General features: G+C 69.0%; 23 protein-coding genes. 7 read left to right on the forward strand and 16 right to left on the reverse strand.

The features are described 5' to 3' along the window. Positions 1 to 41: 41 nt before the first annotated feature. From E2F48_RS08035 to E2F48_RS08075, 9 genes are all read right to left on the reverse strand, one after another. On the reverse strand, positions 42 to 1,523 hold the full coding sequence (locus E2F48_RS08035; RefSeq protein WP_246018697.1) for an aldehyde dehydrogenase: 1,482 nt from the start codon (positions 1,521 to 1,523) through the stop codon (positions 42 to 44). A gap of 47 nt (positions 1,524 to 1,570) precedes the next feature. Next, entirely contained in the window at positions 1,571 to 2,350 is a 780-nt protein-coding gene (locus E2F48_RS08040) for a glucose 1-dehydrogenase (protein ID WP_133403503.1), read from the reverse strand. Between the two features lie 449 nt (positions 2,351 to 2,799). After that, the gene (locus tag E2F48_RS08045) at positions 2,800 to 3,798 is read right to left on the reverse strand and encodes a sugar phosphate isomerase/epimerase family protein (protein WP_133403504.1); all 999 of its coding nucleotides are present in this window, start codon (positions 3,796 to 3,798) and stop codon (positions 2,800 to 2,802) included. A 49-nt stretch (positions 3,799 to 3,847) separates the two neighbouring features. Next, on the reverse strand, positions 3,848 to 5,020 hold the full coding sequence (locus tag E2F48_RS08050) for a Gfo/Idh/MocA family protein (RefSeq protein WP_133403505.1): 1,173 nt from the start codon (positions 5,018 to 5,020) through the stop codon (positions 3,848 to 3,850). A gap of 12 nt (positions 5,021 to 5,032) precedes the next feature. Next, the gene (locus E2F48_RS08055; RefSeq protein ID WP_133403506.1) at positions 5,033 to 5,890 is read right to left on the reverse strand and encodes a sugar phosphate isomerase/epimerase family protein; all 858 of its coding nucleotides are present in this window, start codon (positions 5,888 to 5,890) and stop codon (positions 5,033 to 5,035) included. Positions 5,891 to 5,923: 33 nt separating this feature from the next. Beyond that, a complete protein-coding gene (locus E2F48_RS08060) occupies positions 5,924 to 7,144 on the reverse strand; it encodes a substrate-binding domain-containing protein (RefSeq protein ID WP_133404104.1) in 1,221 nt (406 codons plus the stop codon). Beyond that, positions 7,144 to 8,241 (reverse strand): ABC transporter permease, encoded by a 1,098-nt coding sequence (locus E2F48_RS08065; protein WP_133403507.1) that lies wholly within the window; start codon positions 8,239 to 8,241, stop codon positions 7,144 to 7,146. Before E2F48_RS08065 ends, E2F48_RS08060 begins: the two co-directional genes overlap by 1 nt. Continuing rightward, entirely contained in the window at positions 8,238 to 9,254 is a 1,017-nt protein-coding gene (locus tag E2F48_RS08070; protein WP_133403508.1) for an ABC transporter permease, read from the reverse strand. The genes E2F48_RS08065 and E2F48_RS08070 overlap by 4 nt, the downstream gene beginning before the upstream one ends. Further along, on the reverse strand, positions 9,251 to 10,759 hold the full coding sequence (locus E2F48_RS08075; protein WP_133403509.1) for a sugar ABC transporter ATP-binding protein: 1,509 nt from the start codon (positions 10,757 to 10,759) through the stop codon (positions 9,251 to 9,253). Before E2F48_RS08075 ends, E2F48_RS08070 begins: the two co-directional genes overlap by 4 nt. A gap of 114 nt (positions 10,760 to 10,873) precedes the next feature. Between E2F48_RS08075 and E2F48_RS08080 the strand changes: the two genes are divergently transcribed. Next, positions 10,874 to 12,091, forward strand: a complete 1,218-nt coding sequence (locus tag E2F48_RS08080; RefSeq protein ID WP_133403510.1) for an ROK family transcriptional regulator — start codon at positions 10,874 to 10,876, stop codon at positions 12,089 to 12,091. A 104-nt stretch (positions 12,092 to 12,195) separates the two neighbouring features. Further along, positions 12,196 to 13,314: a glucose-1-phosphate adenylyltransferase family protein gene (locus E2F48_RS08085; protein WP_133403511.1), complete on the forward strand. Its 1,119-nt coding sequence runs from the start codon at positions 12,196 to 12,198 to the stop codon at positions 13,312 to 13,314. Here E2F48_RS08085 and E2F48_RS08090 read toward each other — a convergent pair. From E2F48_RS08090 to E2F48_RS08100, 3 genes are all read right to left on the reverse strand, one after another. Then, on the reverse strand, positions 13,280 to 14,260 hold the full coding sequence (locus E2F48_RS08090; protein WP_133403512.1) for a DMT family transporter: 981 nt from the start codon (positions 14,258 to 14,260) through the stop codon (positions 13,280 to 13,282). The two genes, E2F48_RS08085 and E2F48_RS08090, sit on opposite strands and share 35 nt — an antisense overlap. A gap of 97 nt (positions 14,261 to 14,357) precedes the next feature. Continuing rightward, the gene (locus tag E2F48_RS08095; RefSeq protein ID WP_133403513.1) at positions 14,358 to 15,212 is read right to left on the reverse strand and encodes a class I SAM-dependent methyltransferase; all 855 of its coding nucleotides are present in this window, start codon (positions 15,210 to 15,212) and stop codon (positions 14,358 to 14,360) included. Positions 15,213 to 15,344: 132 nt separating this feature from the next. Then, positions 15,345 to 16,823 (reverse strand): glyceraldehyde-3-phosphate dehydrogenase, encoded by a 1,479-nt coding sequence (locus tag E2F48_RS08100; RefSeq protein WP_281274796.1) that lies wholly within the window; start codon positions 16,821 to 16,823, stop codon positions 15,345 to 15,347. A 275-nt stretch (positions 16,824 to 17,098) separates the two neighbouring features. On the opposite strand from E2F48_RS08100, the gene E2F48_RS08105 reads away from it, so the two are divergent. Beyond that, positions 17,099 to 17,695: a hypothetical protein gene (locus E2F48_RS08105; protein ID WP_133403514.1), complete on the forward strand. Its 597-nt coding sequence runs from the start codon at positions 17,099 to 17,101 to the stop codon at positions 17,693 to 17,695. Positions 17,696 to 17,785: 90 nt separating this feature from the next. Here E2F48_RS08105 and E2F48_RS08110 read toward each other — a convergent pair whose 3' ends face one another. From E2F48_RS08110 to E2F48_RS08120, 3 genes are all read right to left on the reverse strand, one after another. Continuing rightward, on the reverse strand, positions 17,786 to 18,511 hold the full coding sequence (locus E2F48_RS08110) for an anti-sigma factor family protein (protein ID WP_133403515.1): 726 nt from the start codon (positions 18,509 to 18,511) through the stop codon (positions 17,786 to 17,788). Further along, complete coding sequence (locus E2F48_RS08115; protein WP_133403516.1) at positions 18,498 to 19,052, reverse strand: sigma-70 family RNA polymerase sigma factor; 555 nt, start codon at positions 19,050 to 19,052, stop codon at positions 18,498 to 18,500. The genes E2F48_RS08110 and E2F48_RS08115 overlap by 14 nt, the downstream gene beginning before the upstream one ends. Positions 19,053 to 19,278: 226 nt before the next feature. After that, entirely contained in the window at positions 19,279 to 20,259 is a 981-nt protein-coding gene (locus tag E2F48_RS08120) for a DUF1996 domain-containing protein (RefSeq protein WP_133403517.1), read from the reverse strand. 249 nt (positions 20,260 to 20,508) lie between these two features. Here E2F48_RS08120 and E2F48_RS08125 point away from each other — a divergent pair, with 249 nt between their 5' ends. The 4 genes from E2F48_RS08125 to E2F48_RS08140 all read left to right on the forward strand — a co-directional run bounded on the left by E2F48_RS08125 (position 20,509) and on the right by E2F48_RS08140 (position 24,195). After that, positions 20,509 to 21,153 carry a COG4315 family predicted lipoprotein gene (locus tag E2F48_RS08125; RefSeq protein WP_133403518.1) on the forward strand — a complete coding sequence of 215 codons (645 nt, stop codon included), beginning with the start codon at positions 20,509 to 20,511 and terminating at the stop codon, positions 21,151 to 21,153. Positions 21,154 to 21,292: 139 nt separating this feature from the next. Next, positions 21,293 to 22,687, forward strand: coding sequence for an FAD-binding oxidoreductase (locus E2F48_RS08130; RefSeq protein WP_221411656.1), 1,395 nt, complete (start codon positions 21,293 to 21,295; stop codon positions 22,685 to 22,687). Between the two features lie 9 nt (positions 22,688 to 22,696). Beyond that, complete coding sequence (locus tag E2F48_RS08135) at positions 22,697 to 23,269, forward strand: MOSC domain-containing protein (protein ID WP_133403520.1); 573 nt, start codon at positions 22,697 to 22,699, stop codon at positions 23,267 to 23,269. Positions 23,270 to 23,376: 107 nt separating this feature from the next. After that, positions 23,377 to 24,195, forward strand: a complete 819-nt coding sequence (locus E2F48_RS08140; RefSeq protein WP_133403521.1) for a glycerophosphodiester phosphodiesterase — start codon at positions 23,377 to 23,379, stop codon at positions 24,193 to 24,195. Here E2F48_RS08140 and E2F48_RS08145 read toward each other — a convergent pair. After that, complete coding sequence (locus E2F48_RS08145; RefSeq protein ID WP_246018705.1) at positions 24,176 to 25,309, reverse strand: thermonuclease family protein; 1,134 nt, start codon at positions 25,307 to 25,309, stop codon at positions 24,176 to 24,178. The two genes, E2F48_RS08140 and E2F48_RS08145, sit on opposite strands and share 20 nt — an antisense overlap. Between the last annotated feature and the right edge of the window lie 77 nt (positions 25,310 to 25,386).

The following is a 25,386-nucleotide window of genomic DNA, read 5'->3' on the forward strand; positions in this document are numbered from 1 at the left end:
GGCCCCGACAGCTGTGGCGGGGCCTCAAAAGACGGACGCGGCTAGCTGCCGCGCCGGTAGTCCAGGTAGACAGTTTTCTTGCGGGTGTAGCGCTCAAAGCCGTGCTGGCCGTCGTCGCCGCCCAGACCTGACATCTTCCACCCGGTGTGGAAGCCCTGCACCTGCTCGGGGCCGGTCTGGTTGATGTACACCTCGCCGAACTCGAGGTCCTCGGTGAGCGAGAGGGCTGTCCGGAAGTCCTCGGTGTAGGCGTACGCGGTGAGGCCGTAGTCGGTCGAGTTGGCGTACTCCACCACCTCGTCGTAGGTGTCGAAGGGGATGATCGGGAGCACCGGGCCGAACACTTCCTGCTGCACGATGTCCATTTCATTGCTGACGCCGGTCAGGACGGTGGGGGCGAACCAGAACCCCTTGTCGTCCGCGAGGTCCTCAGGCCGGCCGCCGCCGGTCTCAAGCCGCGCACCGGCGTCGACCGCGCCGTCGACGAAGGCCTTGACCTTGTCCCATTCGGCCTGCGAGACCTTGGGGCCGATCTGGCTGCCCTCGTCCAGCGGGTCGCCGACCACGAGCCCGTTCACCTTCTCCAGGAGGCGCCGCACGAACTCGTCGTGCACGCCCCGCTGGACGTAGGTGCGCTCGTTGCAGGTGCAGACCTGCCCGCAGTTCCAGAACCGCGATTCGAAGGCCTCCTGCACCGCCAGGTCGAGGTCGGCGTCGTCGAAGACGATGACGGGGGCCTTGCCGCCCAGCTCGAGGGACACCGGGATCACCTTGTGCGCCGCCTGGGCCAGGATTTCGCGGCCCGCGCGGGTCGATCCGGTCACGGTGACCATGCCCACCAGCGGGTGCTCGACGAGGGCCTTGCCGATGCTCCGGCCCCCGCCGGTGAGGACGCTCACCAGGCCGGCCGGGACGCCCGCCTTCTCGCAGACCTTCGCCATGGCGAGGGCCGACAGGGGGGTCAGCTCGCTGGGTTTGAGCACGATGGCGTTGCCGGCCATCAGGGCGGGGGCGACCTTCCGCGCGAAGATCGCCGCCGGGAAGTTCCACGGGATGATCGCCGCGACGATGCCGATGGGTTCCTCGCGCACCATCAGTTGGCGGTTGGCCGCCGAGGAGGCGACCACCTCGCCGACGTTGCGGTACTTCTGGGTGAGCGCGAAGTCGAAGAAGGCCTTGACCCCGCCGATTTCCCCGCGCGCCTCGGTGATCGTCTTGCCCTGTTCGGCAACGACGATCTGCGCCAGTTCCTCGGCGTGCTCCTCGACGGTGTCGATGACGGCGGCCAGGACATCGGCGCGCTCCGCGTAGGTGCGCCGGCCCCAGTCCTTCTGGGCCTTGTAGGCGACGGCGAGGGTTTCCTCGAGGTGCTCCGGGCCGGCCTCGGGCACTTCGGTGAGCACGTCGCCGGTGGCCGGGTTGTCGACCGGCCGGGTTTCGTCGGTGGAGACCCACCGTCCGCCGACCAGCATGGCGGGTGTTGATCCAAGCAGGGAGTTCTCGCTCAGGAGGGAAAAGCTCACGACTGTCCTTTCGGGAACAGGTTGGGGATGGGGTTGAGCCGGAAGGCTCAGCTCATGACCATTCCGCCCTCGACGTTGTAGGTCTGGGCCGTGATGTAGTCCGAGCCGGGGCCGGCGAGGAAGATCGCCAGCGGCACGACGTCCTCGGGAACGGAGGTGCGGCCCAGCGGGATGTTGTCGGCGGCGCTCTTGAACGTCTCGCCCTCGGCCTTTCCGGTGATCTCGCCGAACTGCTTGTCGACTTCCTTCCAGTAGGGGGTGTCGACGATGCCCGGTGCCATCGCGTTGACGTTGACGCCGTACTCGGCCATGGCCATGGCAGTGGACTGGGTGATGGAGATGACGGTGGCCTTGGAGGCGCAGTAGGCGGCGACGAGCGCCTCGCCGCGGCGGCCGGCAATGGAGGCCATGTTGATGATCTTGCCGCTGCGCTGCTTGCGCATCGGTTCGCACACCGCCTGGGTCAGGAAGAACAGGCCCTTGACGTTGACGTTCATGATGCGGTCCCACTCTTCGGGGGTGGTCTCCCAGAGCGGCTTGATCAGGCCGATGCCCGCGTTGTTGACCAGGATGTCGATCCGGCCGTGCTCGTTCACGATGTCTTCGGTGACGGCCTTGGACTGCTGGGGATCCGCGACGTTCAGGGACACGGCCGAGGCCGATCCTCCTGTGGCGCGGATGGCCTCGGCGGCTTCCTTCGCCCCGTCCAGGTTCAGGTCGGCGATAACGACATGCGCGCCTTCTCCGGCGAACCCGACCGCCATCGCCTTGCCCATTCCGGAAGCGGCGCCGGTGATGAGTGCTACCTTGCCCTCAAGTGATCCCATGTGTGTCTCCTCAGTAGTATTCCGGCGGCGCGGAGCGCGCCCTCCGCCTGATGCGGCTGAAAAACCGGTTTTCTGCTGTGATCCAGATTACAGCGGAGGACAAGGCTGTCAAGGCGAAAAGCTGGCAGCGGGATGGGTTGCGGCGCCGGTGAGGGGGTGGAAGGCGGCGAGGCAGGCGGGACCGGGCGCGTCTGGGCGGGGCGCCCGTGGCGGGGTGGAGCGCGGGGCGGGGCGCGGGGGAGGGACCCCTGTGCGGACCGCCGAAACTGCAGATCACCACCCTCTGGGTGCGGCAAAAGGTGGTGATCTGCACACTCGGCGGGAGACGGCCCCGCCGCCGACGTACGGGGCCCCTTCCCTGTCGGCTCCGTTCCTCGCCGAAACCGCAGGTCACCACGCTCCGAGCCAGGGAGAGCGTGGTGAGCTGCAGTCTCGACGTCAGGGCCCTGCTACTGCTTGAAGGCGGCGTCGAAGGAGGCGCCGGAAGGGGCGAAGTCGAAGGACTTCAGGAAGGCCAGCGCCTCAGGGGCGCCCTGCAGGCGGTCCATGCCCGCGTCCTCCCACTCCACCGAGATCGGCCCGTCGTAGCCGATGGCCGTCAGGGCCCGGAAGCTTGCCTCCCAGGGCACGTCCCCGCGGCCGGTCGAGACGAAATCCCAGCCCCGGCGCTGGTCTCCCCAGGGAAGGTGCGAGGAGAGGATGCCGTTGCGCCCGCCGCCCATCCGCATCTTCGTGTCCTTGCAGTCCACGTGGTAGATCCGGTCGGCGAAGTCGGAGATGAACCCCACAGGATCGATCTGCTGCCACAGGAAGTGGCTCGGATCCCAGTTCAGGCCGAACGCCTCGCGGTGCCCGATGGCCTCCAGGGCACGCTGGGTGCTCCAGTAGTCGTAGGCGATCTCCGACGGGTGCACCTCGTGGGCGAAGCGGACGCCGCACTCGTCGAACACATCGAGGATGGGGTTCCACCGGTCCGCGAAGTCCCGGTACCCGGCCTCGATCACCTCGGCGGAGACCGGCGGGAACATCGCGACGTACTGCCAGATCGAGGATCCGGTGAAACCCACGACGGTCTTCACGCCGAGCCGCTGCGCCAGGCGTGCAGTCAGCTTCATCTCCTCGGCGGCCCGGGAGCGCACGCCCTCGGGGTCGCCGTCGCCCCAGACCTTCGGCCCCACGATTGCCTCGTGCCGGAAGTCGATCGGGTCGTCGCACACCGCCTGGCCCTTGAGATGGTTCGAGATGGCCCAGACCTTCAGTCCGTTGCGTTCGAGGATGTCCAGCCGGTCCTGGATGTAGGCGTCGTCGTCCCACCGCCAGGCGTCGAGGTGGTCCCCGGAGACGGCGATCTCCAGCCCGTCGTACCCCCACTGGCCGGCCAGTTCGGCCACCTTCTCGAAGGGCAGGTCGGCCCACTGGCCCGTGAACAGCGTGTAGTTTCGTCCCACTCAGCATCTCCTCGGTTCGGGAAGCGGGCGTGGGGCCCGGCCTCCGGCGTTACAGGTCCACCGCCCGGCTGCCCTGGGCCGCACTGACCTGCAGGGCCTCGAGCACCCGCTGCACCGCGAGCCCGTCCTCGAACGAGGGGGACGGCGCCGTCCCGGACTCGATCGCCCGGAGCAGGTCCGCGGCCTGGCTGGTGAACGTCGAATCCCAGCCTAGTAGGTGGCCGGGCGGCCACCACGCTTCGAGGTAGGGGTGGGAGGGCTCTGTGGCGAGAATCGTGCCGTACCCCTGGGCCTCGGCCGGGGCTCCGGCGTCGAAGAACCTCAGCTCGTTGAGCCGCTCCAGGTCGAACTGCAGCCCGCCGCGGGAGCCGAATACCTCGATCTGGAGCGCGTTCTTCCGGCCGGTGGCGACCCGGGAGACCTCGAGGCTGGCCACGGCGCCGCTGCCCAGCCGCAGCGTCGCCCAGGCCGCGTCATCGACGGTGACCGGTTCCGGTCCGTGCCCGCCCTCCCGCGTTGGAACGAAGGTGTTCACGGTTCCGGACACCGAGACGATGGGCGTCCCGAGGAGGAACAGCACCTGGTCGACGGCGTGGGAGGCGAGGTCGCCGAGGGCGCCGGAGCCGGCGGTTTCCCTGCGCAGGCGCCAGGACATCGGAGCGCCCTCGTCCGAGAGCCAGTCCTGAAGGTAGCTCAGGCGCACCTGCCGGACCTCCCCGAGCCGGCCTTCGGCGATGAGCTTACGGGCCAGGGCCAGCGCCGGCAGCCGGCGGTAGTTGAAGGCGACCATCGACTGCACGCCGCGGGAGCGGGCCTCCACCGCGGCCGCCGCCATGAGCGCCGCCTCCGGCACGGAGTTCGCGAGCGGCTTCTCCACGAGGACGTGCTTGCCCGCCTCCAGGGCGGCGATGGCGAGCTCGGCGTGGAGGTGCCCGGGAGTGCAGATGTCAACGATGGCGATGTCGTCCCGCTCGAGCACGGAGCGCCAGTCCGTGGCGCTCTCCTCCCAGCCGAACTGCCGCGCGGCCTCCCGGACCTGCGCCGGATCCCGGCCCACCAGCACCTTCTGGGCGACCCGCGGCGAGGGGTAGAAGGCATTCACATTGCGCCACGCGTTGGAGTGGGCCTTGCCCATGAAGGAATAGCCGAGGACCGCCACCCCCAAGGGGTCCGCCGAAACGCCGGACGGGGAAGGGGCGGGTGCCGGAACGGTGGTGGTCATGTAGGAATCTCCTTAGAGGGCGGCGGCGTGGACTGAGCGCAGGAACCGCAGGCCGTCCCGGGCCAGGGCGTCCTGCGACTCCGCGAGAGGGCGCCAGATGGAGGCGGCCGTGGCGATGCTGGCGTTGTCCGCCGTGAAGCTTTCGATGTTGACCGCGCCCCGGTAACCGATGGAGTCGAGGGCCGTGAAGATGCCGGTCCAGTCGGTCTGGTCGCCGCCCGGGGCGCCCCGGTCGTTGCCACAGACCTGAAGGTGCACCAGATGCTCCCCGGCGGCCCGGATGGCGTCCGCCGAGGAGCGCTCCTCGATGCCCAGATGGTAGGTGTCCAGGGCCAGGCCCACGCCCCGGCCCAGCAGCGGCCCGAGCGCCTCCAGCGCCTGCGCGGTGGTGTTGAGCAGCGAGGTCTCGTACCGGTTGAGGGGTTCGATTCCCAGCACGACGCCGGACTCCAGCGCCTCCTCGGCCAGCGGGGCCAGGTTCCGGCGCAGCTGGTCGTAGGCGTCCCGCCGCGCCGCCTCGTCCATCCGCCAGAGCCGGCCGGTGGAGGAGTAGAACGGCCCGCATACCGCCCCGGCACCGATGTCCCGGGCCAGAGCGATGCACGCGCGCAGGTAGCCCTGCGTCCGGGCAATCACCGGCTCCTCGGCCAGGACGAGGTCCCGGCCCGGGGCCATGGCCCCGACCACGAAGGGCTGCAGTCCGCCAAGGGCGGCCCGCACCGCCTCCGCGGTAAGGTCCCCGGCGTTCTCAAGGGGCAGTTCGACCGCATCGAAGCCCATGGCGGCGATGCGGGCAAGCAGCGGAGGCAGGGTGGCGTCTGTGAGCGGGGATTCCCATACCCAGGTGTTGACGCCGATGCTGCGGTGCATGCTGCCCTGCCTCCTGAAAGTGCTGCCGGCCGGTTACGGAATCTGGCGTTCCTGCCAGACCTCCGGGTAGCCCGGGAGGTCGGTGCCGCCGAACTTGGCGTAATGGCCGTCCGGCATGCCCTCGTTCGAGGCAAGGAAGTCGGCCCGTTCCTCTTCGGGGATGGGGGTCTGCGGAAGCACCCATTCCTTGGGCACTTCCTCGCCGGCGAAGATGCGCTCGACAGCCAGCAGCGGGGTGCGCCACTGGAAGTTGGAGTACACCGGCGCGAGTCCGGTTAGTCCGGTCTCCTCCCACTTGCGCAGGAAGCTCATCTCGTCCTCTCCGGTCATGACCGGGTAGTCCTTGCCGGCGTCCTCGAAGGCTTCGATGGCCGCGACGGCGCCGTCGCCGGCGTCCATCCATACACCCTGCACGTCGCCGGTGGCCAGCTCATCCGAGATGATCTTCTTGATCTCGGTCGGGTCGGCCCCGGTGAAGTAGTCGGTCGCCTCGATGCCGTTCTCCTGGAAGATCTTCTCCGCCGCCGCCCAGCGCTGCTCGAGCACGTCGACGCCGGGGAGGATCCGCAGGGCCACGACCTTGTCGCCCTCCTCGAGGTTGTCCACAAGGAATTCGGCGGTGTCGATGCCCCAGGCGAAACCGCCGATCGGGTGGATGAAGGTGGTGGCGCAGTCGGTGTCGACGCCGCGGTCGAAGACGATCACGGGCTTCCCGGTCTCACAGGCCCGCTCGACGGCCGGGGTCATGGCGGCGGTGGAGTTGGGCGAGATGATGAAGGCGTCGCAGTCGCCCTCGGCAATGAAGTAGTCGATGTCGGCGATCTGGGTGTTGTCGTCGTCCTGTGCATCCCGGGTCTCCATCTGGGAGATCACGCCCTGCTCCTGGAGCACCTCGAGCTGCTGGTTCATGGTGATCCAGCCGGTCTGGCGCCACGGGTTGGAGATCGAGGCGTTGGCGAAGCACACCTTCTTGGCACCCTCGGAGGCGAACTCGGAGGTGTCGGTCATTTCCCCCTCGAGGTACTGGAGCCACGGCTGCTCCGGGTCGCCGATGAAGCTCGCCGAACGCTGCTCGGACTGCTCGTCGAACGCCTCCTGGTCAAACCACTCCTCGGCCGGGGTGGTCGCCGCCTCCCCGCCTTCGGTCTCGGCGGCCGGCGGATTCTCGATGGATGGATCGGTGGTGCACGCGGTCAGGGCGAGCAGCGCTGCCGCTGCGACCACCGTGACCTTTGACTGGATGCTTCGGCGCATCATTTTCCTCCCTCATTGGCGCCCACTGCGGGCGGCTGTGCGATTGGTGTCTGCTTGTCGTGGGTGGCGCTGGATGCCCCGCGCCGGCGGCGCTCCCAGGTGCGTGCTCCGGCCGCGACCGCGGCGACGATGATGATGCCCTGGACGGTGTCGCGCCAGGTCGATGCGACGCCGGCGAAGTTCAGCAGCGCGAAGAGCATCTCCAGGGCAAAGGCCCCGGCGGCCGCGGAGAGCACCCAGCCGCGTCCGCCGCCCAGGACCACCCCGCCGAGGACGACGGCGGTGATGGCCGTGAACTCGTAGCCGCGCCCCACCGAGGGGTGCACCCCGGCATAACCGACCAGAATGATGCCGGCGACTGTGGCGGCGAGCGAGGAGAGGATGAAGGCGCGGGTGCGGATCCACCACACGCGGGCCCCGGTCAGGGCCGCGGCGCGGGCGTTGTCGCCGACGGCGACCAGGGTGCGCCCGTAGGGCCGGCGCATCAGCCAGAAGGCCCCGGCGGCGATGGCCAGGAGGATCAGCACCGGGTAGGGCAGGATCTCCAGCACCGGAATGTTCTCAATGCCGCCGCGGCCGATCTGGCGGAAGGAGTCAGCGGGGTTTCCGGTGGCGGCGCCACCGGTCCAGTAGAGCACCAGGCCCAGCAGTGCGAGCATCATGCCGAGGGTGACGATGAAGCTTGGGATCTTCAGCAGCGTCGTCACCAGACCGTTGATCAGGCCGATGAGCGCGCCGAAGACCAGCATCAGGAGCAGCACGGGAAGGACCTTCGCGTCGTCCTGGCCGATGAGGTTCCCGGCGATGATGACCTGGGCCGTGACCACCGAGCCCATGGAGAGGTCGAATTCGCCCGAGACGATGACGAAGTACTGCCCGATCGCCGCGATCGCGATCGGTGCGGTGCGGCCGATGAAGCGGATCAGGGAACCCGGCTCGCCAAAGGAGGGGTTGACGAAGATGACGGCGGCGAGCAGGACCAGCAGCAGGAGAAACACCGCGCCCCCGGGGGTGCGCATGCCGCGCAGCAGGCGGTCCTTTCGTGGAGAACGGTCGCGCCGCAGTTCGGCCTTCCGGTCCGGGGCGAGGGTGCTCATGCGCCGACCTCCTGCCGGGTCGAAACGGTTTCCTGAGGGGTGTCATCGAAGCGGGCGGTCCGGTTGACCACCCGGCGCCCGGCGTAGACCGCGACGGCGGCCACGATGACGATGCCGCGCACCACATCCTTGAGGAAGGGGTTGATCTGCAGAACGCTCATGATGTTGTCGATCATCGCGAAGATCAGGACGCCTCCAAGGGTTCCCACGAGCGACCCTTTCCCGCCGGCCAGCAGGGTGCCGCCGAGGACGACGGCGGCGATGGAGAGCAGGTCGTAGCCGCCCTGGCTGCCGATGGTCGGGCTGCCCACGCCGAGCCGCGCCGCCAGCAGCAGTCCCGCCATGCCGGCCAGGACGGAGCAGATGATGTGGGCGGCGATGATGGGGGTGCTGGTGCGGATGCCCGACATGCGGGCCACGTTGATGTCGCCCCCCACGGCGTACATCGAGTGCCCGAGCCGGGTGCGGTCGAGCACCAGCAGGACGACGGCGGCGCAGGCGAGCATGATCAGGGTGGAGATGGGCACCGGTCCGAGGCCGGTGGCCCCCACCAGCCGGAAGGACAGCGGTGCCTGCCCGGAGCTGCCCTTGTAGTTGGTGGCCAGATAGCCGCTGATGATCAGGCCCGTGCCCAGGGTGGCGATGAAGCCGTGGACCTTCAGCCCGGACACCACGAGCCCGTTGATGAGGCCGATGACCGCGGCCACCGCCAGGGCGAGGAGGACGCCGGGGAGGATATTGGCCGGCTGGTTGGCCATGATCCCGGCCGCGAGCAGGCTGCTAAGGCTCACCACGTAGGGCACGGAGAGGTCGAGGCTTCCCACGAGGATCACCAGGGTCTGGCCGATGGCGATGAAGCCCAGCACGCTGGTGCCGGTGAGGATCGAGGAGATGTTGCCGGCGCTGAAGAAGCTGCGCCCGGCGGCGGCCACGAGGATGGTGCCGGCGATGATGGTCAGCAGCACCACGAGGTAGACGATGTGGGTCGAGGTGAGCCGGGAGGTGATTTTCATGGAAGTGCCGTTTCGTTCCGGGCCCCGGTGGCGAGCTGGAGGACCTGTTCTTCGCTTGCGCCCGCCGGCAGTCCGCCGGCGATCCGGCCGTCGCGCATCACTACGATGCGGCTGCTCATGCCGAGCAGTTCGGGCAGTTCGCTGGAGACCATGAGCAGCGCCCGGCCCTCGGCGGCGAGGGCCCGCATGAGGTTGTAGACCGCGAGCTTGGCCCCGACGTCGATGCCGCGGGTCGGTTCGTCGAGCAGGACCACCAGCGGGTCGATGGCGAGCCACTTGGCCAGCACCACCTTCTGCTGGTTGCCGCCCGAGAGGTACTGCACCTCCTGGTCGAGGTCCCGCGCGACGACCTCGAGGGAGGACAGGATGCCGGGGGTCGCCGCGCGCGCCTCGGGGGTGCGCCGCGGAAAGACCGACCGGATGACGCCGAGGGCGTTGTTGAGGATTGACTGGTTCAGGCTCAGCCCCTGCGCCTTGCGGTCCTCGGTGATCAGGGCGATGCGCCGCCGGATGGCCTCGCGCGGGGAAGTCGCGGTGAAGGGCTGGCCGTCCAGTTCCACCCGGCCGCGGGTGAAGGGTGCTGCGCCGAAAATCGCCTCGACCAGCTCGGTGCGCCCGGAGCCCTGCAGCCCGGCCACCCCGACGATCTCCCCTGCCCGCAGATCGAGGTCGATGGCATCGAGCTGGTGGTTGCCGCCTCCCTCGATGCTCAGCAGGATCCGTCCCACAGTGGTGCCCGGGTGTTCCTCAGGGTAGTAGGCAGAAATGGGACGGCCCACCATCATGCGCACGAGGGCGGCGTCGTTGAGTTCGGCGGCCGGCTGGGTGCCGACGATCCGCCCGTCCTTGAGCACCGTGATGGTGTCGCAGAGATCGAAGATCTCCTTGAGCCGGTGGGAGACATAGAGGATGGCCGTCCCGCGTTCCTTCAGGCGGCGCACGATGGCGTAGAGGAGTTCGACCTCCGCGCCGGCGAGGGCGGCGGTGGGTTCGTCCATGGAGATGATGCGGGCGTCGTAGCTGACGGCCTTGGCGATTTCGACGATCTGCTGCTGGGCCACCGACAGGGAGCTGACCGCCGCGGTGGGCCGGATGTTGCCGATGCCGAGCTGGTCGAGCAGTTCGGACGTCCTGAGGTTCATCGCCTTCGTGTCGACGAGGAGGCCCCGGCGCGGCTCCCGGCCCAGGTAAATGTTCTCCGCCACGGTTCGGTCGGGGAGCAGGTTGAACTCCTGGAACACCGTGGACAGGCCCGCGAGGTGGGCCTGGGTGGGGTGGTGGAACTCCACCGGCTCTCCGTCGATTTCGATGGTTCCGGCGTCACGCTGGTAGACACCGGCCAGCAGTTTCATCAGCGTCGACTTGCCGGCCCCGTTCTCGCCGACGAGGCCGTGGACTTCCCCGGCGCGCAGCTCGAGGCCCACCTCCTGGAGCACCGGCACCCCGAAGAATGCCTTGGAGAGACCGGTCACGCGGAGCACCGGCCGGTGGAGAATCCCGTTCATGGAAACACTGTGACAGAGCTCACAACTTCTGTCGATACTCGTTCAAAAGTCGCGTACTACTTGCTCGATACCTGCCGAGGTGACGAGTGAAAGTGCGCGTGCTTTACTGAACGCGTGTCATCTTTTCCAGCGCTTCCATGGACGGGAGCCCGGCCCTCGACGGTTCCCGCACCGGGGGCGAGCGAAGTGTTCCAGCTGCTCCGGGACGGGCAGCCGCGTACCCGGGCCGAACTGGCGCAGCTGACCGGCCTCGCCCGCTCCACCGTCGCCTCACGTGTTGACACCCTGATCCGGCTCGGCCTCGTCGCCCCGTACGGGGGTGCTGCCTCCACCGGCGGCCGTCCGCCCTCATTGTTTGCCCTGAACCCCGGAGCGCGCGTGGTCATCGGCGCCGACCTCGGGGCCACCCACGCCCGGGTGATCCTCAGCGACCTCTCCGGCACCGAACTCGACAGCGCCCAGGCGGACCTCCCGATCACCGACGGACCGGAGCGCGTCCTGGGCTGGCTCACGGAGACCATCGGGGCGCTCCTCGCCCGTACCGGCCGCAGCGTCGCCGAGCTCGCCGCCATCGGCATCGGGCTGCCGGGGCCGGTCGAGCACGAGACGGGCCGGCCCATGAACCCGCCGATCATGCCCGGATGGGACCGCATCGATGTCCCCGCCCTCGTGCAGCGGAGCTATTCCGTTCCGGTGCTCGTAGACAATGACGTGAACATCATGGCGCTGGGGGAGCAGCGGTTCCACTGGCCCGACATCACCGAGTTCATGTTCATCAAGGTGGCCACCGGGATCGGGGCCGGCATTATTTCAAGCGGCTCCATCCAGCGTGGAGCCCAGGGCACGGCCGGGGACCTCGGCCACGTCCGGGTGCCCCGCGGCGGAGAGGTGTGGTGCCGCTGCGGCAATACCGGCTGCCTCGAGGCACTGGCCGGCTGGCCTGCGCTCGCCGCGGCCCTCAACGCCGAGACCGGGCTGACGCTCTCCTCCAGCGCGGACGTCATCCGGCTGGTCCGGTCCGGGGACAGCACCGCAATCCAGGTGATCCGGCAGGCCGGCCGGGACATCGGGGACGTCCTGGCGACCTGCGTGAACCTGACCAACCCCTCGGTCATCGTCATCGGCGGCAGCCTCGCGCAGGCAGGGGAGCACCTGCTGGCCGGAATCCGGGAGGTGGTGTACCGGAGGTCCCTGCCGTTGGCCACCGAACACCTGCGGGTGGTGCCCTCCCTCGCCGGCCAGCGCGCCGGGGTGCTCGGCGCCGCCGTCATGGCGATCGCCCACGTCCTCTCGCCGGAAGCCATCGAGGCGGCGAGCGCCGCCCTCACCTGATCCATGCCGCGGGAAAAGGGGTGCCCTTATCGGCCCCCGTTTGGTGCAATGTAACTGTCACTGGGGAATCGGATGATGGGGAATCGGAGCGGGAGGAAGAGCACATGCATCAGCCCAGGGTCCTTACCCTCATCCTCGCCGGAGGTGCCGGCGGCCGGCTGGGTGTCCTGACGGACCACCGGGCTAAACCGGTGCTTCCCGTTGGCGGCACCTACCGGATGATCGACATTCCCCTGTCGAACCTCTATCACAGCGGCTATGCCGACGTGTGGATCGTCGAGCAGTACCAACCCAAATCGATCAACGACCACCTGGCCAGCGGTCGGCCCTGGGACCTTGACCGGACCAACGGAGGCCTTCGGGTACTGCCGCCCTTCCAAGGCAACGACGGCGAGGGATTCGCCGAAGGCAACGCCGATGGGATCTACAGGCAGGCGGACTTCATCCGCGAGTACGACCCTGACCTCGTGCTGGTCCTCAGCGCCGATCACCTCTACCAGCTGGACTACCGGGAAGTGGTGCAGACCCACCTCGACTCCGGGGCGGTGCTGACCATGGTCACCACCCGCTTCGACGGAGACGCCTCCCAGCACGGGGTGGTCGAAGCGGAGAACGGACTGGTGACCGGGTTCCAGTACAAGCCGGACGAGCCCGCGACGGACCTCGTCGCAGCCGAGATCTTCCTCTACGACGCCTCGACGCTCCTTGACACCCTGGCGATGCTGCAGGAGACGGAGGGGGAGTTGAAGGACTACGGCCATCAGCTGGTCCCCCACCTGGTGAAGAACGCCAAGGTTGCCGAGCACCGGCTCGAAGGGTACTGGCGGGACCTCGGGCGGCCGGAGAACTACCACCGCGCCCATATGGACCTTCTCGACGGCAACGGCCTGGACTTCGACGACCCGAAATGGCCCATGCTCACCGGAGCTCCGCGCAGGATGCCGGCCTTCGTGGCCGCGGGCGCACGCATCGAGAATTCGCTGCTGTCCCCCGGATCCACGGTGCACGGCCACGTCGCCGGGAGCGTCATCGGCCCCGACACCGTGGTGGAATCCGGCGCAGTGGTCCGGAACTCGGTGCTGCTCGAGGGCGTCACCGTTGCCGCGGGGGCGGAGGTCACAATGGCCATCGTCGACGCGGGAGCGTCGATTGAGGCGGGCCGCAGGATCGACGGTACGGAGGGTGTCATCACCGTCGATGGGGCGGGACAGGAACACCCCTGAGTCCCTCATCGTCCGGATCCCGGCCGCCCACAGGTTCCGCAGCGTCCGGGCGCGGCCCGCTGGTGGCCGGGGCCACGGCGAGCACCACCAGGGCCGCGGCGATGGTTGCCAGTCCGGCCCACCCGGCCGCCGTCAGGTGTTCGCCCACGACGAGGACCGCAAGGAGGGCCGCAACGGCCGGCTCGCTGAGGGTGAGCGTGGTGGCGGTGCTCGGGCGCACCCGGGTGAGGCCGTAACCGAACAGCAGGTACCCCAGGAACATCGGCACCAATGCCATATATGCCGCAACTGCGATCGACTGTCCTGTGGCGAGCAGCGGTGCGCCCGTGAGGAGCAGCACCGGCAGCAGGAGCGCCCCGCCGGTTCCGAACACCGCGCCCATGGAGGCGGCCCGTTCCACGCCGGAGGCCATCAGGCGGTGCACCACCCAGGAATAGGTGGCATAGGTGGCCCCGGCGACCAGGCCGAGCACGATGCTTCCCGCCAGCGGGAGGACGGCGGCCGGTGAGCCTTCCAGCCTGGACAGGCAGAGCAGGATGCTTCCCGCAATGCCCAGCGCCGCGGCAAGCATCCACCAGCGGCTGAGGGAGCGGCCCTCAAGGACCCGTTCGAGCACGCCCGAGGCCAGCGGCGCCGAGGCGAGGGACACCACCGTGCCGATCGCCACCCCGCCCAGGTGCATCGAGCTGTAGAAGGCCAAGGGGTAGACGGCGACTGACAGCGCGCCGGCGGCGACCAGGGACGCATGGCGGCGCAGGCCGGGGCGGGCTCGGCGCAGTGCCGGGACGGCAATCACCGCCTGCAGGAGACCGCCGATGCCTAGGGCTGCGGCCCCGATCGCCAGGGGCCCCACGCCGGGGGCGAAGGTCGCGGCCGTGCCGGTCGTGCCCCAAAGGAAGGAGGTCACGAGAATCGCGGCAGCCCCCAGCGGCAGGCCGCGGCTCATCCGCCCACCCGGCCGGCGGCCGTGGCAGGGGCTTTGCGTCGTCGAACGTCCACCGGCACCCTCCCCACCTCCCGGGGTGGGGGCCCGGTAGGCCAGCTTATCCTTCGGCGCCGATCTTCCTCGCGGTGAGCAGCAGATATTCCAATTCCATCCGCATCGGCGCCCCCGGGTCGGCGGTGTTGAAGCTGCCAGCCAGTTCCATCAGGGCGTTGTCCAGGGCGTCGACCTTCTCCTGGTCCTCGGCGATGAACTTGTACACCGAGATCGTCGGTCCGTAGAAGTCCTTGAAGTAGTGAAGGAACTCCCGCGGCCCGGGGAACTTGTCGATGACCACCGTCTGGGTCAACTCCCGGAGATCGGTGACCTGCGCCCCAAGGAGCTCCTGGACGTGGTCCTCGCTGCCCCACAGGGGCGGCGGCTGGGCGCCGGGCGGGGGCGGGGGAGCGAACGGCTTCATGGTGGAGAACATCCTTCCGATGAACCCCCCGGGGGTCCAGTTCAGCAGGCCGATGGTGCCGCCCGGCCGGCACACCCGAACCAGTTCGTCGGCGGCCGCCTGGTGGTGCGGTGCGAACATCACCCCCACACAGGACATCACCACGTCGAATTCGTTGTCCGGAAAGGGCAGTGCCTCGGCGTCGGCCTCCCGCCATTCGAGGCTGGCGCCCCGGGCGGCCGCCTGGTCGCGGCCGGCATCGAACAGTTCCGGTGTGAGGTCGCTCGCGATCACCTCCGCGCCCATCATGGCCGCCGGGATGGCCGCGTTGCCCGCACCGGCCGCCACATCAAGGACCCGCTGTCCGGGCCGGATTCCGCACGCTTCGACGAGGACCGCTCCGAGTTCGGAGATGAGGTCGCTGGCCAGGGTGGGATAGTCGCCCGAGGCCCACATGGCGCGGTGCTTCTGCTTGAGCGCCCGGTCCGCGTCGGACGCACTCTTCACGTCATCCATTGTTCTGCCTTCTGCTGTTCGGGGAGGGAGAGGCAGCGCGCTGTCGAAGCAGTGGAGGCTGGTATGCGGAATATTTTGCGCGCGGCGGGCGGAGTTGTAAAGGATTCCGCCCGCCCTCCCTGGCGCCCGGGTTCAGCGCCCGACGGCGACCCGCGCGTCGGCTTCCTTCGCGGGGAAGGCCGGAGGATGGACCCCGGCCATCTCCTCCATCACCCGCACCACCTGGCAGCTGTAGCCGAACTCGTTGTCGTACCAGACGTACAGCACCAGGAAGGTGTCATTGGCGATGGTCGCCAGGCCGTCGACGATTCCGGCGCGCCGCGAGCCGACGAAGTCGGTTGAGACAACCTCCGGCGAGTCGATGTAGTCGATCTGCTTGCGCAGGTCCGACTGCAGCGACATCTCCCGCAGGTAGGCGTTGACCTCTTCCTTCGTCGTGCCGGTGCGCAGGGTGAGGTTCAAGATCGCGATGGAGACATCCGGGGTGGGGACCCGGATGGAACTGCCGGTCAGCTTCCCGTCAAGTTCGGGCAGCGCCTTGGCGACGGCCTTCGCCGCACCGGTCTCCGTGAGCACCATGTTCAGCGCCGCCGACCGCCCCCGCCGGTCCCCGCGGTGGAAGTTGTCGATCAGGTTCTGGTCGTTGGTGAAGGAGTGGACCGTCTCCACGTGCCCGTGCACCACGCCGAACCGGTCGTTGACGGCCTTCAGGACGGGCGTGATGGCGTTCGTGGTGCACGATGCCGCGGTGATGATGGTGTCTTCGCCGCTGATGGTGCCGTGGTTGATGCCGTGCACGATGTTCTTCAGCGCGCCCTTGCCCGGCGCGGTCAGCAGGACCTTCGCCGCACCCTTGCTGCGCAGGTGCTGGGAAAGCCCTTCGGCGTCGCGCCAGCGGCCGGTGTTGTCCACGACGAGCGCGTCGTGGATTCCGTACCGGGTGTAGTCGATGGTGGAGGGGTCGTTCGAGTAAATCACCTGGATCGGGATCCCGTTCGCGGTGATGATCTCCGCTTCCTCGTCCACCTGGATGGTGCCTTCGAAGGAGCCGTGGACCGAATCGCGGCGCAGCAGGCTCGCCCGCTTGATGAGGTCGTTGTCGGAGCCGCGGCGGACGACGATGGCGCGCAGCCGCAGGCCATGGCCGCCGCCGGCCTTTTCGATGAGCAGGCGGGCCAGGAGGCGGCCGATCCGGCCGAAACCGTAGAGGACGACGTCGGTGCTGGTCCGCTCGTCACGGCCGCCCTTGCCCACGACGTCTGCGAGTTCGCCGCGGAGGAAGTCCTCAAGTGAGCGGCTTCCACCTTCGAGGTCGTACTTCGAGCGCAGCCTTGCGATGTCGATCGCCGCCGCGCCGAGATCGAGGCGCGAGAGGATCTCGAGCATCGGCAGGGTGTCCTCGAGGCGGAGTTCCTCCGTGCTGATCCGCCGCGCGAACCGGTGCGCCTTGAGGATGTTCATTGTCGACTTATTGATGAGGCTGCGGCCGTGGATGCTGGTAACTACATTGTTGGTGCGGTACAGGCGGCCGATCAGCGGGATCATCGCTTCGGCGAGCGCCTCGCGGTCCATCCAGGTCCCGCGGCTCGTGGTCGGATCGTGGTGCGTCAACTGTGTCCCTCACTGCGCCGGGAGTACCGGCGCGTACTCATCCAGCCGGATGGGACGCAGGGATAGCGCCAGGCATCGTCGACTGGTCGTTTGACTCATTACACCGCTTCCGGTGCGTGCGGGCCAACTCCAGATCCCGCACTGGGTGCCGCCGTCGATTCCGGACCCCCGCCTCGAAGGTGCCGGCCGTCCGCTGCAGTGGCGCGCGGCGCAGTATTTGCGCAATTTTCACCCACCGGGGCTGCCCGGGGATTTTCCGCCCTTAGGCTCATCGGATGGGCTCCTGGGGGACGGAAATTTTCGACAACGACGATGCTCTGGACGTTCGGGGCGACTTCGAGGAACACCTTGCGGAAGGAGCCACTCCGGAGGAGGCCACCGCCCGCATCCGCCGGGATTTCGGCCTTGCCGATAGATCCCTGCACTCCCGCGGCGCGGAGGACAACGATGTGTGGCTCGGCCTTGCCGCAGTCCATCACGAGAGGGGGCATTCTTCGCCGGCGGTGGTCGCCCGGGCCCTTGCCATCGTCGAATCCCGCGAGGAACTGGAACGGTGGTTCGAGGAGGACCGTCCGGCGCGCGCCGCGGCGCTCGCCGAGTTCGGGCGGGTCCTGCAGGGTGCGAACCCCGGCGTACGGCCCCAGCGGACGCCGTCCTTCCGGGCGTCCATCGAACACCTGCGGCGCATGCCGTGGTGGGCCCGCCTGCTGGTGGCGACCCTGATCTCGGTCGGGCTATTCCTGGTTCTGAGGGCGTGGGTGCCCTCGGTCTTCGCCGTCGCGATGTGGCCCCTGTTTGCATGGGCCGCCTATACAGGAAGGACGATCCGGCACCGGTTCATCCTGCCGGGCGGCTCGACTCACAAAGGCTGACACGGGCATCAGCGGCAGACCGTATCACCCTCGACGCGACGCCCCGCGCCGGGAAGCCGGAGGCCGTTCGACCGGCGCCCGCAGCGCGGGTCAGAGTGTCGCCGCCGCGAACCGCTTGCCGTCCGAGTTCTCGATCATGACGGCCCGGACCTTCGAAGGATCGAAGATCGCGCTTCCGTTGATCGTCGCCCCTTCGGCCGCGCCCTTCTCGGAGATGACCCAGCTACCGGCGATCTCCCGGTTCCCGTCAATGCCCTCAACGATGAGCCGGCACCTTTCCCCCGCGGGGATGCCGGTCACGGCCGCGTTGACCTTCACGAACCCGGCCGCCGGCTGCACGCTCACCGTGAGCCGGGTGCCGGTGGCCGCGTCGACGGTGCTCGCATACCGGGTTCCCGGCACCTCGGTGGCGGGAGCGGTGGCCGCCGGCGGTGCGGGCGGAACGGGATCGGATGCCTGCGGGGCGTTCATCGTGTAACCCACAGTCCCGCTGACTCCCGCGACGAACGCCACCAGGGCTGCGGCCGCCGCGAAGGTGGCCACCCGCCGCCGTCCGGCACGTGCGTGCGGTGCGGCGAGGGTTCGGCGCTGCCGAAGGGTGCGCTGCAGCAGCAGATCGGCGTCGGGCGGCGGTCCGTCAAGCAGGGCTTCCGGGGGGAGGGAGCGCAGGGAGCCCTCGAGCGCCCGCAGGGAAGCGAGCTCGTCCCGGCAGGCCAGGCACTGAGCAAGATGGTCCCGCGCGTGCCTCTCCTCCTCGCCGGTCAGCTCGTCCATCCACACTGCCTGGACATCGAGGTGGGCATCAAACATGTTCATGGGCTACTCCTTCCATGTTGAGCCCCAGATCATTGAAGCGCTCCCGCAGAGTGCGCAGGGCATAGTACGTTCGGGATTTCACGGTGCCCGGCGGAATGCCGAGCCGCTCCGCCGTCTCTCCAACCGTCCGCCCCTCAAGGTAGACGCATCTCAGCACATCACGATGGTCGGAGGACAACTGTGCCAGCGCGTCCATGGTCACCATGGTGGTCACCACCGACGCCGAATGGTCGGGTTCCAGCGGCACCGTCATTTCATTCTCCGCAACCTCGAGCGGCCGGGCATTACGCGCCCTTATCCGGTCGGTGATGATGTTGCGGACCACTGTGAGGAGCCACCCGCGCACGGACCCTTTGCCGTTGCCGAGGGTTTCCTCGTGCTTCCACGCCCGGATCAGTGTTTCCTGCACAATATCCTCGGCGGCGGCCCGGTCCCCGGTGAGGCGGGTGGCGTACGCGAGCATTGCGTTGCCGTGCTCTCGGAAGAGGGCGCGGATGAATTCGTCCCCCGGATCCACCGGGGCCCGCCGCCGCAGGATCATTCGCCCTGTCCATTCATTGGGATCGGCCGGCAGGCGGAATGCCCCCGTGTCCGGCCCCTGCCCACTCCGGGCGCAGCGTTCTGTCGCGCAGACGCGTGCATGTCACTCCTCAGCTTCTTTTCAGCGGTACACAGGGGAACACGTGCCCCGGGCCGAACCGGTTCAACAGGCGGACGGCGGATCGTGAAATACCTGGGGGTCCGCGCGTGGACGCCGAAGGAACGGCCTAGTCGGGGACGCAGTGCCGTCCCTCGTTGAGGCACCGGACGACGCTGTCCATCAGCCCGGCGGACATCAGGTTGATGAAGTGGGCATGGTCGCTGACAGGGCTCGAGCGTTCCTCGGGGAACGCGTCGACAACATACCGGGCGCCGTCGGGCACGGCGTAGGCCAACTCGAGGTGGAGCTGCGGCACCGGGAACGTACCCGGCGGGCAGAAGCCGGCGCCGTCCGGATAGCCGAGGTGGGAGCGGTGGTTGGGGCTGTCGACCGACCGCCCGTCCCAGCAGCTTGGGAACTCAAAGATGCGCACCGTGTCTTCGCCCGCGGGACAGAGCGGATAGTGCCGGCTGGCGAGGTCGGGGCTGCCCGAGCAGGACCACCGCAGGTGGTCCGTCCCCGCCCCGGCCTGGGTGTACCCGTGGGCGTTTCCTGCGCCGGTGCGGACATTCGGGGCCAACGGCACGACGTTGCCGGCAGGGCTGCCCCGGAACTCGATGCGGACCGAGCGCGGGGTGAGGATGCCGTCGTCGTCGGCCGCTGGGCCGTGTGTGCCGTGCATGGCCCCCGGGCCGACCCGGAGCACGGGCCAGTAGTAGGACGACCGGTCACCGTTCGTGCAGGTGGTCCCGGCCGCCGTGAGGCTCTCCTCGGTGGAGAAGGCGTTGGTTGAGAGGTTGCCGACGTAATCGTGGACGTGGTGCGCAGCGCCCCGCTTGCCGGGGCTGACGACGAGGTTGTCGGAGTTCCGCACCTTGCCGCTGTTCACTCCGCAGTCGACGGTGAACGAACCGAGCGAAGCCCCGGGCTGCGCTTCGGGGGCGGAGGCGACACGGGGAGCCTTCGAAATCGGCTCGTATGCAGCGGCGCTCGGTGACGGGCCTGCGGCCGCCGGGAGGAGCAGCAACCCCGCGGTGAGCGCGGCGAGAACGGCAAGGAGGAAGGCAAGGGCGGGAGCCTTGAACTTCCCTCCCGGGCTACGAAACATGGAGTCGACCCACGACAGACCGTAAAACTCTTGTTCCGTTGTGCTGGAGAAATCTGGAATTCAGGTGCTGCGCCTTCCGAACAAAGATCCCGAACCGGTGATGCGGGGACTGCGTGTCCGGGACCCCACTACTTTACCCGGTTCCCGGCCGCGGAACGGCCGCAGCCGCCTGGTGAACCGTCCGGCGCCGGGGTGCGTGTGGTGGGTGATGGATTCCCCATCGCCTCCCCTCAGTCGAAGGACGATCGAATGACCGTGAACCGCACCGCCCTCAAAGCAGCACTGATCCCCGTTCTCCTGGCCACGCTGGCCGGCTGCAGCACCGCCGCCGAACCGGCCTCGTCCGCCCAGCCCGCGCCGATCTCGACGGCCGCACCCGCCCCGGTCGAAGAATCCCCGGCGCCTGCACAGGCTCCGACGCTGGTGCGCACGCAGGGCGCTGTGCAGATTTTCGAGGGCGCAGCCCCTACCCTGCTGGACACCGCCGACCGGTACAGCGCCAGGAACGCCATCCAGCTCACGGCGGGACCGGCGGCCGGCACTGCCGTGACGGACGCGGGTGGGTTTTCCCTCTACCGCTTCGACAATGACACCGCCAACCCGTCCACGACCACCTGTGTCGATGACTGCGCGGTGAACTGGCCGCCGCTACTGGTGGACGGCACCGCCAAAATCTACACTGAGAACGTCGACGCCAGCCTGATCGGCTACGTCGAACGGTCCGACGGGACCTGCCAGGTGACCATTGGCGGATGGCCCGTTTACTACTTCGCCGGGGATACAGCCCCGGGTCAGGCGCTTGGCCAGGGCATTGGGGGCACCTGGTTCACGATCGACGGAACCGGAAAGAAGGCCGCCCAGACGGCTGCTCCGTCGGAGGTCCCGGGATACTAAGCCGGCATCCCGGGCCGATTGAACCCATTCCCCCTCAAGACCGCGTATCGACCGGCGGCCGATGACGGCCTGCCCGGGCACGAGTGCCCTTCCGAGGGGATCTAGGAAACCCAGGAACCAGGAATTTCAGGAGACCATAGTGACCGCAGAACCGAATCCAGCCGCCACCGCCCCCATCCTGGCCGCCGCCGGGGAAAGCGCCTACGCAGCCGCCACCTCCAGCTACAACCTTGCAGTGGAGATCCGTCCGCTGTTCGCCGCGACCGCCACCACCGTCGCCGACGTCCAGGCCATCCTCAGGGAGGCGAGGGCACAAAACCTGTCGGTGCGGGTGCATGCCACCGGGCATGCCGCGGGCTCCGCGCTCCCCTACGGGGCGGACGACGTGCTGATCCGGGTGCGGCTGGAAGGCGGGGTCGCCGTCGACCCGGAGGCCCGGACGGCGGTGATTCCGGCGGGCACTCCCTGGGGGGAGGTCCTGGCCGCCTCCGCTCCCCACGGACTGGTTCCGCTGCACGGGTCCTCCCCGACGGTGGGGGCGGTCGGCTACCTGCTGCGGACGGGGCTGAGCTTCTACGGCAGGCGGTACGGTCTCGCCTCGAACTCGGTCACCTCGATCACGCTGGTCACCGCGGACGGTGCCGTCGTCACGGTAAACCACGACCATGACCGTGAACTGTTCGACGCGCTGCGCGGCGGTGGCGGTGGCTTCGGCGTCGTCGTCTCGGTGACGGTGTCCCTCTTTGCCATCGACTCGGTGTTCACCGGTGCCGCGTTCTGGCCGGCCGCCGAGGCCCCGTTCCTGCTTCAGGCGTGGGAGGAATGGGCCGAAACGGCCCCGCCCGAGGCCTCCACGGCATTCCGCGTCATGAACCTGCCGCCCCTGCCCGGGATCCCACCGGCGCTCACGGCGGGCCCGGTCGTGTGTATTGACGGAGCCGTACTCGACGGGGAGGGGCGCTCCGGGGCGGAGATCGCCGCGGACCTGCTGGAACCCCTCCGTCGACGGGTCGCACCGATCCTCGACACCTGGCACCCCGGGGTCCCCACCGACGTGCCCGCAACCCACATGGATCCCCCGGACCCGGCACCGTTCGTGGGCGACCACCAGATGCTCAAACCTCTCGGTGCCGCCGGGCGCCAGGCGCTGCTGTCGATCGCAGGCACGGCCGCCGGAGCCCACCTGACGATCGTTGAGCTCCGGCAGCTGGGCGGGGCACTGGCCGTCGCCGATCCCCGGGGCGGCATCGTGAATTCCCTGTCCGGTGCGTACGGCTCGCTCAGCATAGGCATCCTCGCCGGCCCTGACGCCCTCGAGGGGGTGGAGGCCGGCTTGGCCGCACTGCGTGCGGTGCTTGAGCCCTGGGACACCGGCCTGACCGCTCCAAGCTTCGTTGACCGCTTCGATGGACCGCAGCGTTCCTTCGACGCCTCGGTGGCGGAGCAGGTCGAGGCGGTCCGCCGGCGGGTGGATCCGCAGGGCGTGTTCGGCCGCGATGCCTCATATGCCGTGCCGGCGGGCTCGCGGAGATAGTTCGAGGTCATGACGACATCGTTTCGGTACGACGTGGAGGTGCTGCACCTGCTCGTGTCGCCGGCGCACGCCTACTTCGGCCGCGCCCGCGACGGAGTGGCGGACGTCCCGACGACGGACGCCGACCGGGTTGACCTCGTGGCGGGCAAGGGGATCATCGGCGACCGGTTCTTCGGCAAGGCGGCGCACATGGATGCGGCGGTGACGCTGATGGCGGTCGAGGCCCTCGATGCCATTGCCGACGAACTGGGGGTCGAGCACTTCGACCCGCTGCTTCCCCGGCGCAACGTGATCCTTCGGGGCGCCCAGCTCGCACCCTTGGTCGGGGAGGAGTTCGCGCTCGAATCCGGTGGTGACACCGCGAGGCTTCGAGGCGGGCGGCCGGCCCACCCCTGTGTCTGGATGGACCGGGTGATGGCACCCGGCGTGCACTCCGCGATGCGCGGGCGCGGGGGCATCCGCTGCCAGGTGCTCTCGGACGGCGTGCTGCACCGCGGTCCGGCCGTGCTGGTCAGCCCCGTCCCGCTGGAGCCCGGGCAGGCGCATGTTCCGGCCCTGCGCCGGGCCACCCGGCTGCCCTGACCCCGCACCGCCGCCTACCCGTCCGCCCACAGTGGACGGGTAGGCTGTGCCCTGTCCGGGGTGGGCGATGCCCCGGCGGTTGGATACAGCGGGAGGACAGCGGCTTCGTGGGAAAAGTTAAGGTCATCGCGCACCGCGGCGCGTCCGCCCATGCCCCGGAGAACACCCTGCCGGCGATCGACCTCGCCGTCGAACACGGCGCGGACTTGGTGGAGATCGACGTGCGCAGGACGCTGGACGGGGAGCTGGCCGTCATCCACGACCCCACCCTCGAGCGGACCACGGATGCGGCCAGGGCGTTTCCGGGCCGCGCCCGGTACGACGTCGCAGGGTTCACCCTGGCCGAGATCCGGTCCCTCGATGCGGGAAGCTGGTTCGGGCCCGCCTTCGCGGGCGTCCGGGTCCCCACGCTCCATGAGGTCCTCACCGCCCTCGCCGGCCGGGCGGGGCTGCTGCTTGAAGTCAAGGATCCCGCGTCCGCCCCGGGCATCGCCGCCGACCTCCGGGCCGTGCTCGACGCCGCGGGCTGGCTGGGCGGCGGACCGGCCGGGCCGCTCGTCGTGCAGTCCGCCGACTGGCAATTCGTCAACGCGTTCCACCTGCTCCTGCCGGGGGTCCCGGTGGGTCTGCTGGGCGGGCCGCCGCCCCCGCAGGAGATCGACGGCGCGGCGGGCTGGGCGCACTGCATCAACCCGAAGAACACCAAGGTAACGGCCGACCTCGTCCACCGCGTTCACAGCGGCGGGATGGTCCTGTGGCCCTACACGGTCGACAACCCCCGCCGCATGCGCGAGCTGATCGCCCTGGGAGTCGACGGCATCATCACCAACCGTCCCGCACTCCTGGCGGAGGTCCTGGCCGGGTCCGCACGACGTCGGTTCACATGGCTGCGGCGGTGGTGGTCGATCAGCAGGGCTTCCAGGTGAGGCCTCCGGGCGCATAGCAGCGGGGGCCGTTGTACCCCGGGTACGGGTTGGCAGGTGCGGGAGCCGGCGCCGGAGCGGGGGCGGGAACATAGGGCGCCGGAGCCGGCGGAACATATGGATCCGGGGCCGGCTGAAGATTCGCGATCCGGTCACGTTCCGCGGCGGCCGCCGCCTCGGCCGCAATACGTTCGGCCTCTGCTGCGGCTGCTGCGGCCGCAACTCGTTCCGCCTCCGCGATCCGGTCGGCCTCCTGCTGGCGCTTCGCCGCGGCTTTGGCTTCAGCAGCCTCCTTGGCCTTCTGGGCCGCCCGGGCCTCCGTCCGGGCGAACTCCCCTCCGGCCTCCTCCCGGGCGCGCAGTTCCGACTCTCCGGTACTGATCGCAGCGGTCAGGCCGGCGGTCAGGGAACTCGCCCTGGCGCTGCCAAGGGCGAGCCAGAGCACAGACTTCTTCTCCAGCGCGAGAGTTTCCTGCACGGCCTTGGCACTGGCCAGGGCGGCAGCGAGACCTGCTGCCGCCGCTGCTGCTGTCGCCGCCGTTCCGCCCACCGGCACCGCCGACGCTTCGGCCAGAGCCTGGGTGGCATCCTTCACCTGGGCGGGAAGGGAACATTCGGTCTGCGGGCTGTGGAGCCCTGCACGGTCTGCCTTGGCTTCACTGTGCGCGGCTTCAACCTCGTCAAGGTACTTCCGGTTCGGCTCGAACACCACGGGCACGCCGAACCCTTGGCGGGCGATTTCGGCATTAACCAAGGTCCGGTCCGTCAGAAACACTGCTGCCAAGGTCCGGCCGTACCGGTCCTCCCGCTCCACATCGAAGTCGAGGCCGACCTGCGTGCCTGGCGGTGTCAACTTCTTGAGGAACTCCGTCGCCTCGGGGCCAAGGCACTCAACCGGCTTGTCCGGGTGCTTAGTCTCGGGCGTGTCGATATTGAGGAGTCGGACGGTTTTTTCATCGCCGCCCACCTTGATGACAAGCGTGTCCCCATCGACGACGCGAACGACACTGCCCGCTTCCGCATCGGGAGAGTCCGAGCAGCTGGTCAGTCCTCCCACCAGGGCCGCGGTGACCGCTCCCGCTACGAAAAGCCTGCGCCGGCCGACCGGATGCACCACTGCTCCACCCCCACAATTTTCATTTCCCGTGTTCTTTGGCTGCGCCGGTTCGGCCCCCGCCACCGCGTGGAGGCACC

The sequence above is a fragment of the Arthrobacter crusticola genome, assembly GCF_004357995.1.
In the GTDB taxonomy this organism is placed as follows: domain Bacteria; phylum Actinomycetota; class Actinomycetes; order Actinomycetales; family Micrococcaceae; genus Arthrobacter_D; species Arthrobacter_D crusticola.

What these genes read in the sequence shown, in the direction of transcription:
- E2F48_RS08040 (WP_133403503.1), bottom strand. Translation starts at nt 2,350, where the DNA reads ATGGGATCACTTGAGGGCAAGGTAGCACTCATCACCGGCGCCGCTTCC.
- E2F48_RS08050 (WP_133403505.1), bottom strand. Translation starts at nt 5,020, where the DNA reads ATGACCACCACCGTTCCGGCACCCGCCCCTTCCCCGTCCGGCGTTTCG.
- E2F48_RS08055 (WP_133403506.1), bottom strand. Translation starts at nt 5,890, where the DNA reads ATGCACCGCAGCATCGGCGTCAACACCTGGGTATGGGAATCCCCGCTC.
- E2F48_RS08060 (WP_133404104.1), bottom strand. Translation starts at nt 7,144, where the DNA reads ATGCGCCGAAGCATCCAGTCAAAGGTCACGGTGGTCGCAGCGGCAGCG.
- E2F48_RS08065 (WP_133403507.1), bottom strand. Translation starts at nt 8,241, where the DNA reads ATGAGCACCCTCGCCCCGGACCGGAAGGCCGAACTGCGGCGCGACCGT.
- E2F48_RS08070 (WP_133403508.1), bottom strand. Translation starts at nt 9,254, where the DNA reads ATGAAAATCACCTCCCGGCTCACCTCGACCCACATCGTCTACCTCGTG.
- E2F48_RS08075 (WP_133403509.1), bottom strand. Translation starts at nt 10,759, where the DNA reads ATGAACGGGATTCTCCACCGGCCGGTGCTCCGCGTGACCGGTCTCTCC.
- E2F48_RS08085 (WP_133403511.1), top strand. Translation starts at nt 12,196, where the DNA reads ATGCATCAGCCCAGGGTCCTTACCCTCATCCTCGCCGGAGGTGCCGGC.
- E2F48_RS08090 (WP_133403512.1), bottom strand. Translation starts at nt 14,260, where the DNA reads ATGAGCCGCGGCCTGCCGCTGGGGGCTGCCGCGATTCTCGTGACCTCC.
- E2F48_RS08095 (WP_133403513.1), bottom strand. Translation starts at nt 15,212, where the DNA reads ATGGATGACGTGAAGAGTGCGTCCGACGCGGACCGGGCGCTCAAGCAG.
- E2F48_RS08105 (WP_133403514.1), top strand. Translation starts at nt 17,099, where the DNA reads ATGGGCTCCTGGGGGACGGAAATTTTCGACAACGACGATGCTCTGGAC.
- E2F48_RS08110 (WP_133403515.1), bottom strand. Translation starts at nt 18,511, where the DNA reads ATGAACATGTTTGATGCCCACCTCGATGTCCAGGCAGTGTGGATGGAC.
- E2F48_RS08115 (WP_133403516.1), bottom strand. Translation starts at nt 19,052, where the DNA reads ATGATCCTGCGGCGGCGGGCCCCGGTGGATCCGGGGGACGAATTCATC.
- E2F48_RS08120 (WP_133403517.1), bottom strand. Translation starts at nt 20,259, where the DNA reads ATGTTTCGTAGCCCGGGAGGGAAGTTCAAGGCTCCCGCCCTTGCCTTC.
- E2F48_RS08125 (WP_133403518.1), top strand. Translation starts at nt 20,509, where the DNA reads ATGACCGTGAACCGCACCGCCCTCAAAGCAGCACTGATCCCCGTTCTC.
- E2F48_RS08135 (WP_133403520.1), top strand. Translation starts at nt 22,697, where the DNA reads ATGACGACATCGTTTCGGTACGACGTGGAGGTGCTGCACCTGCTCGTG.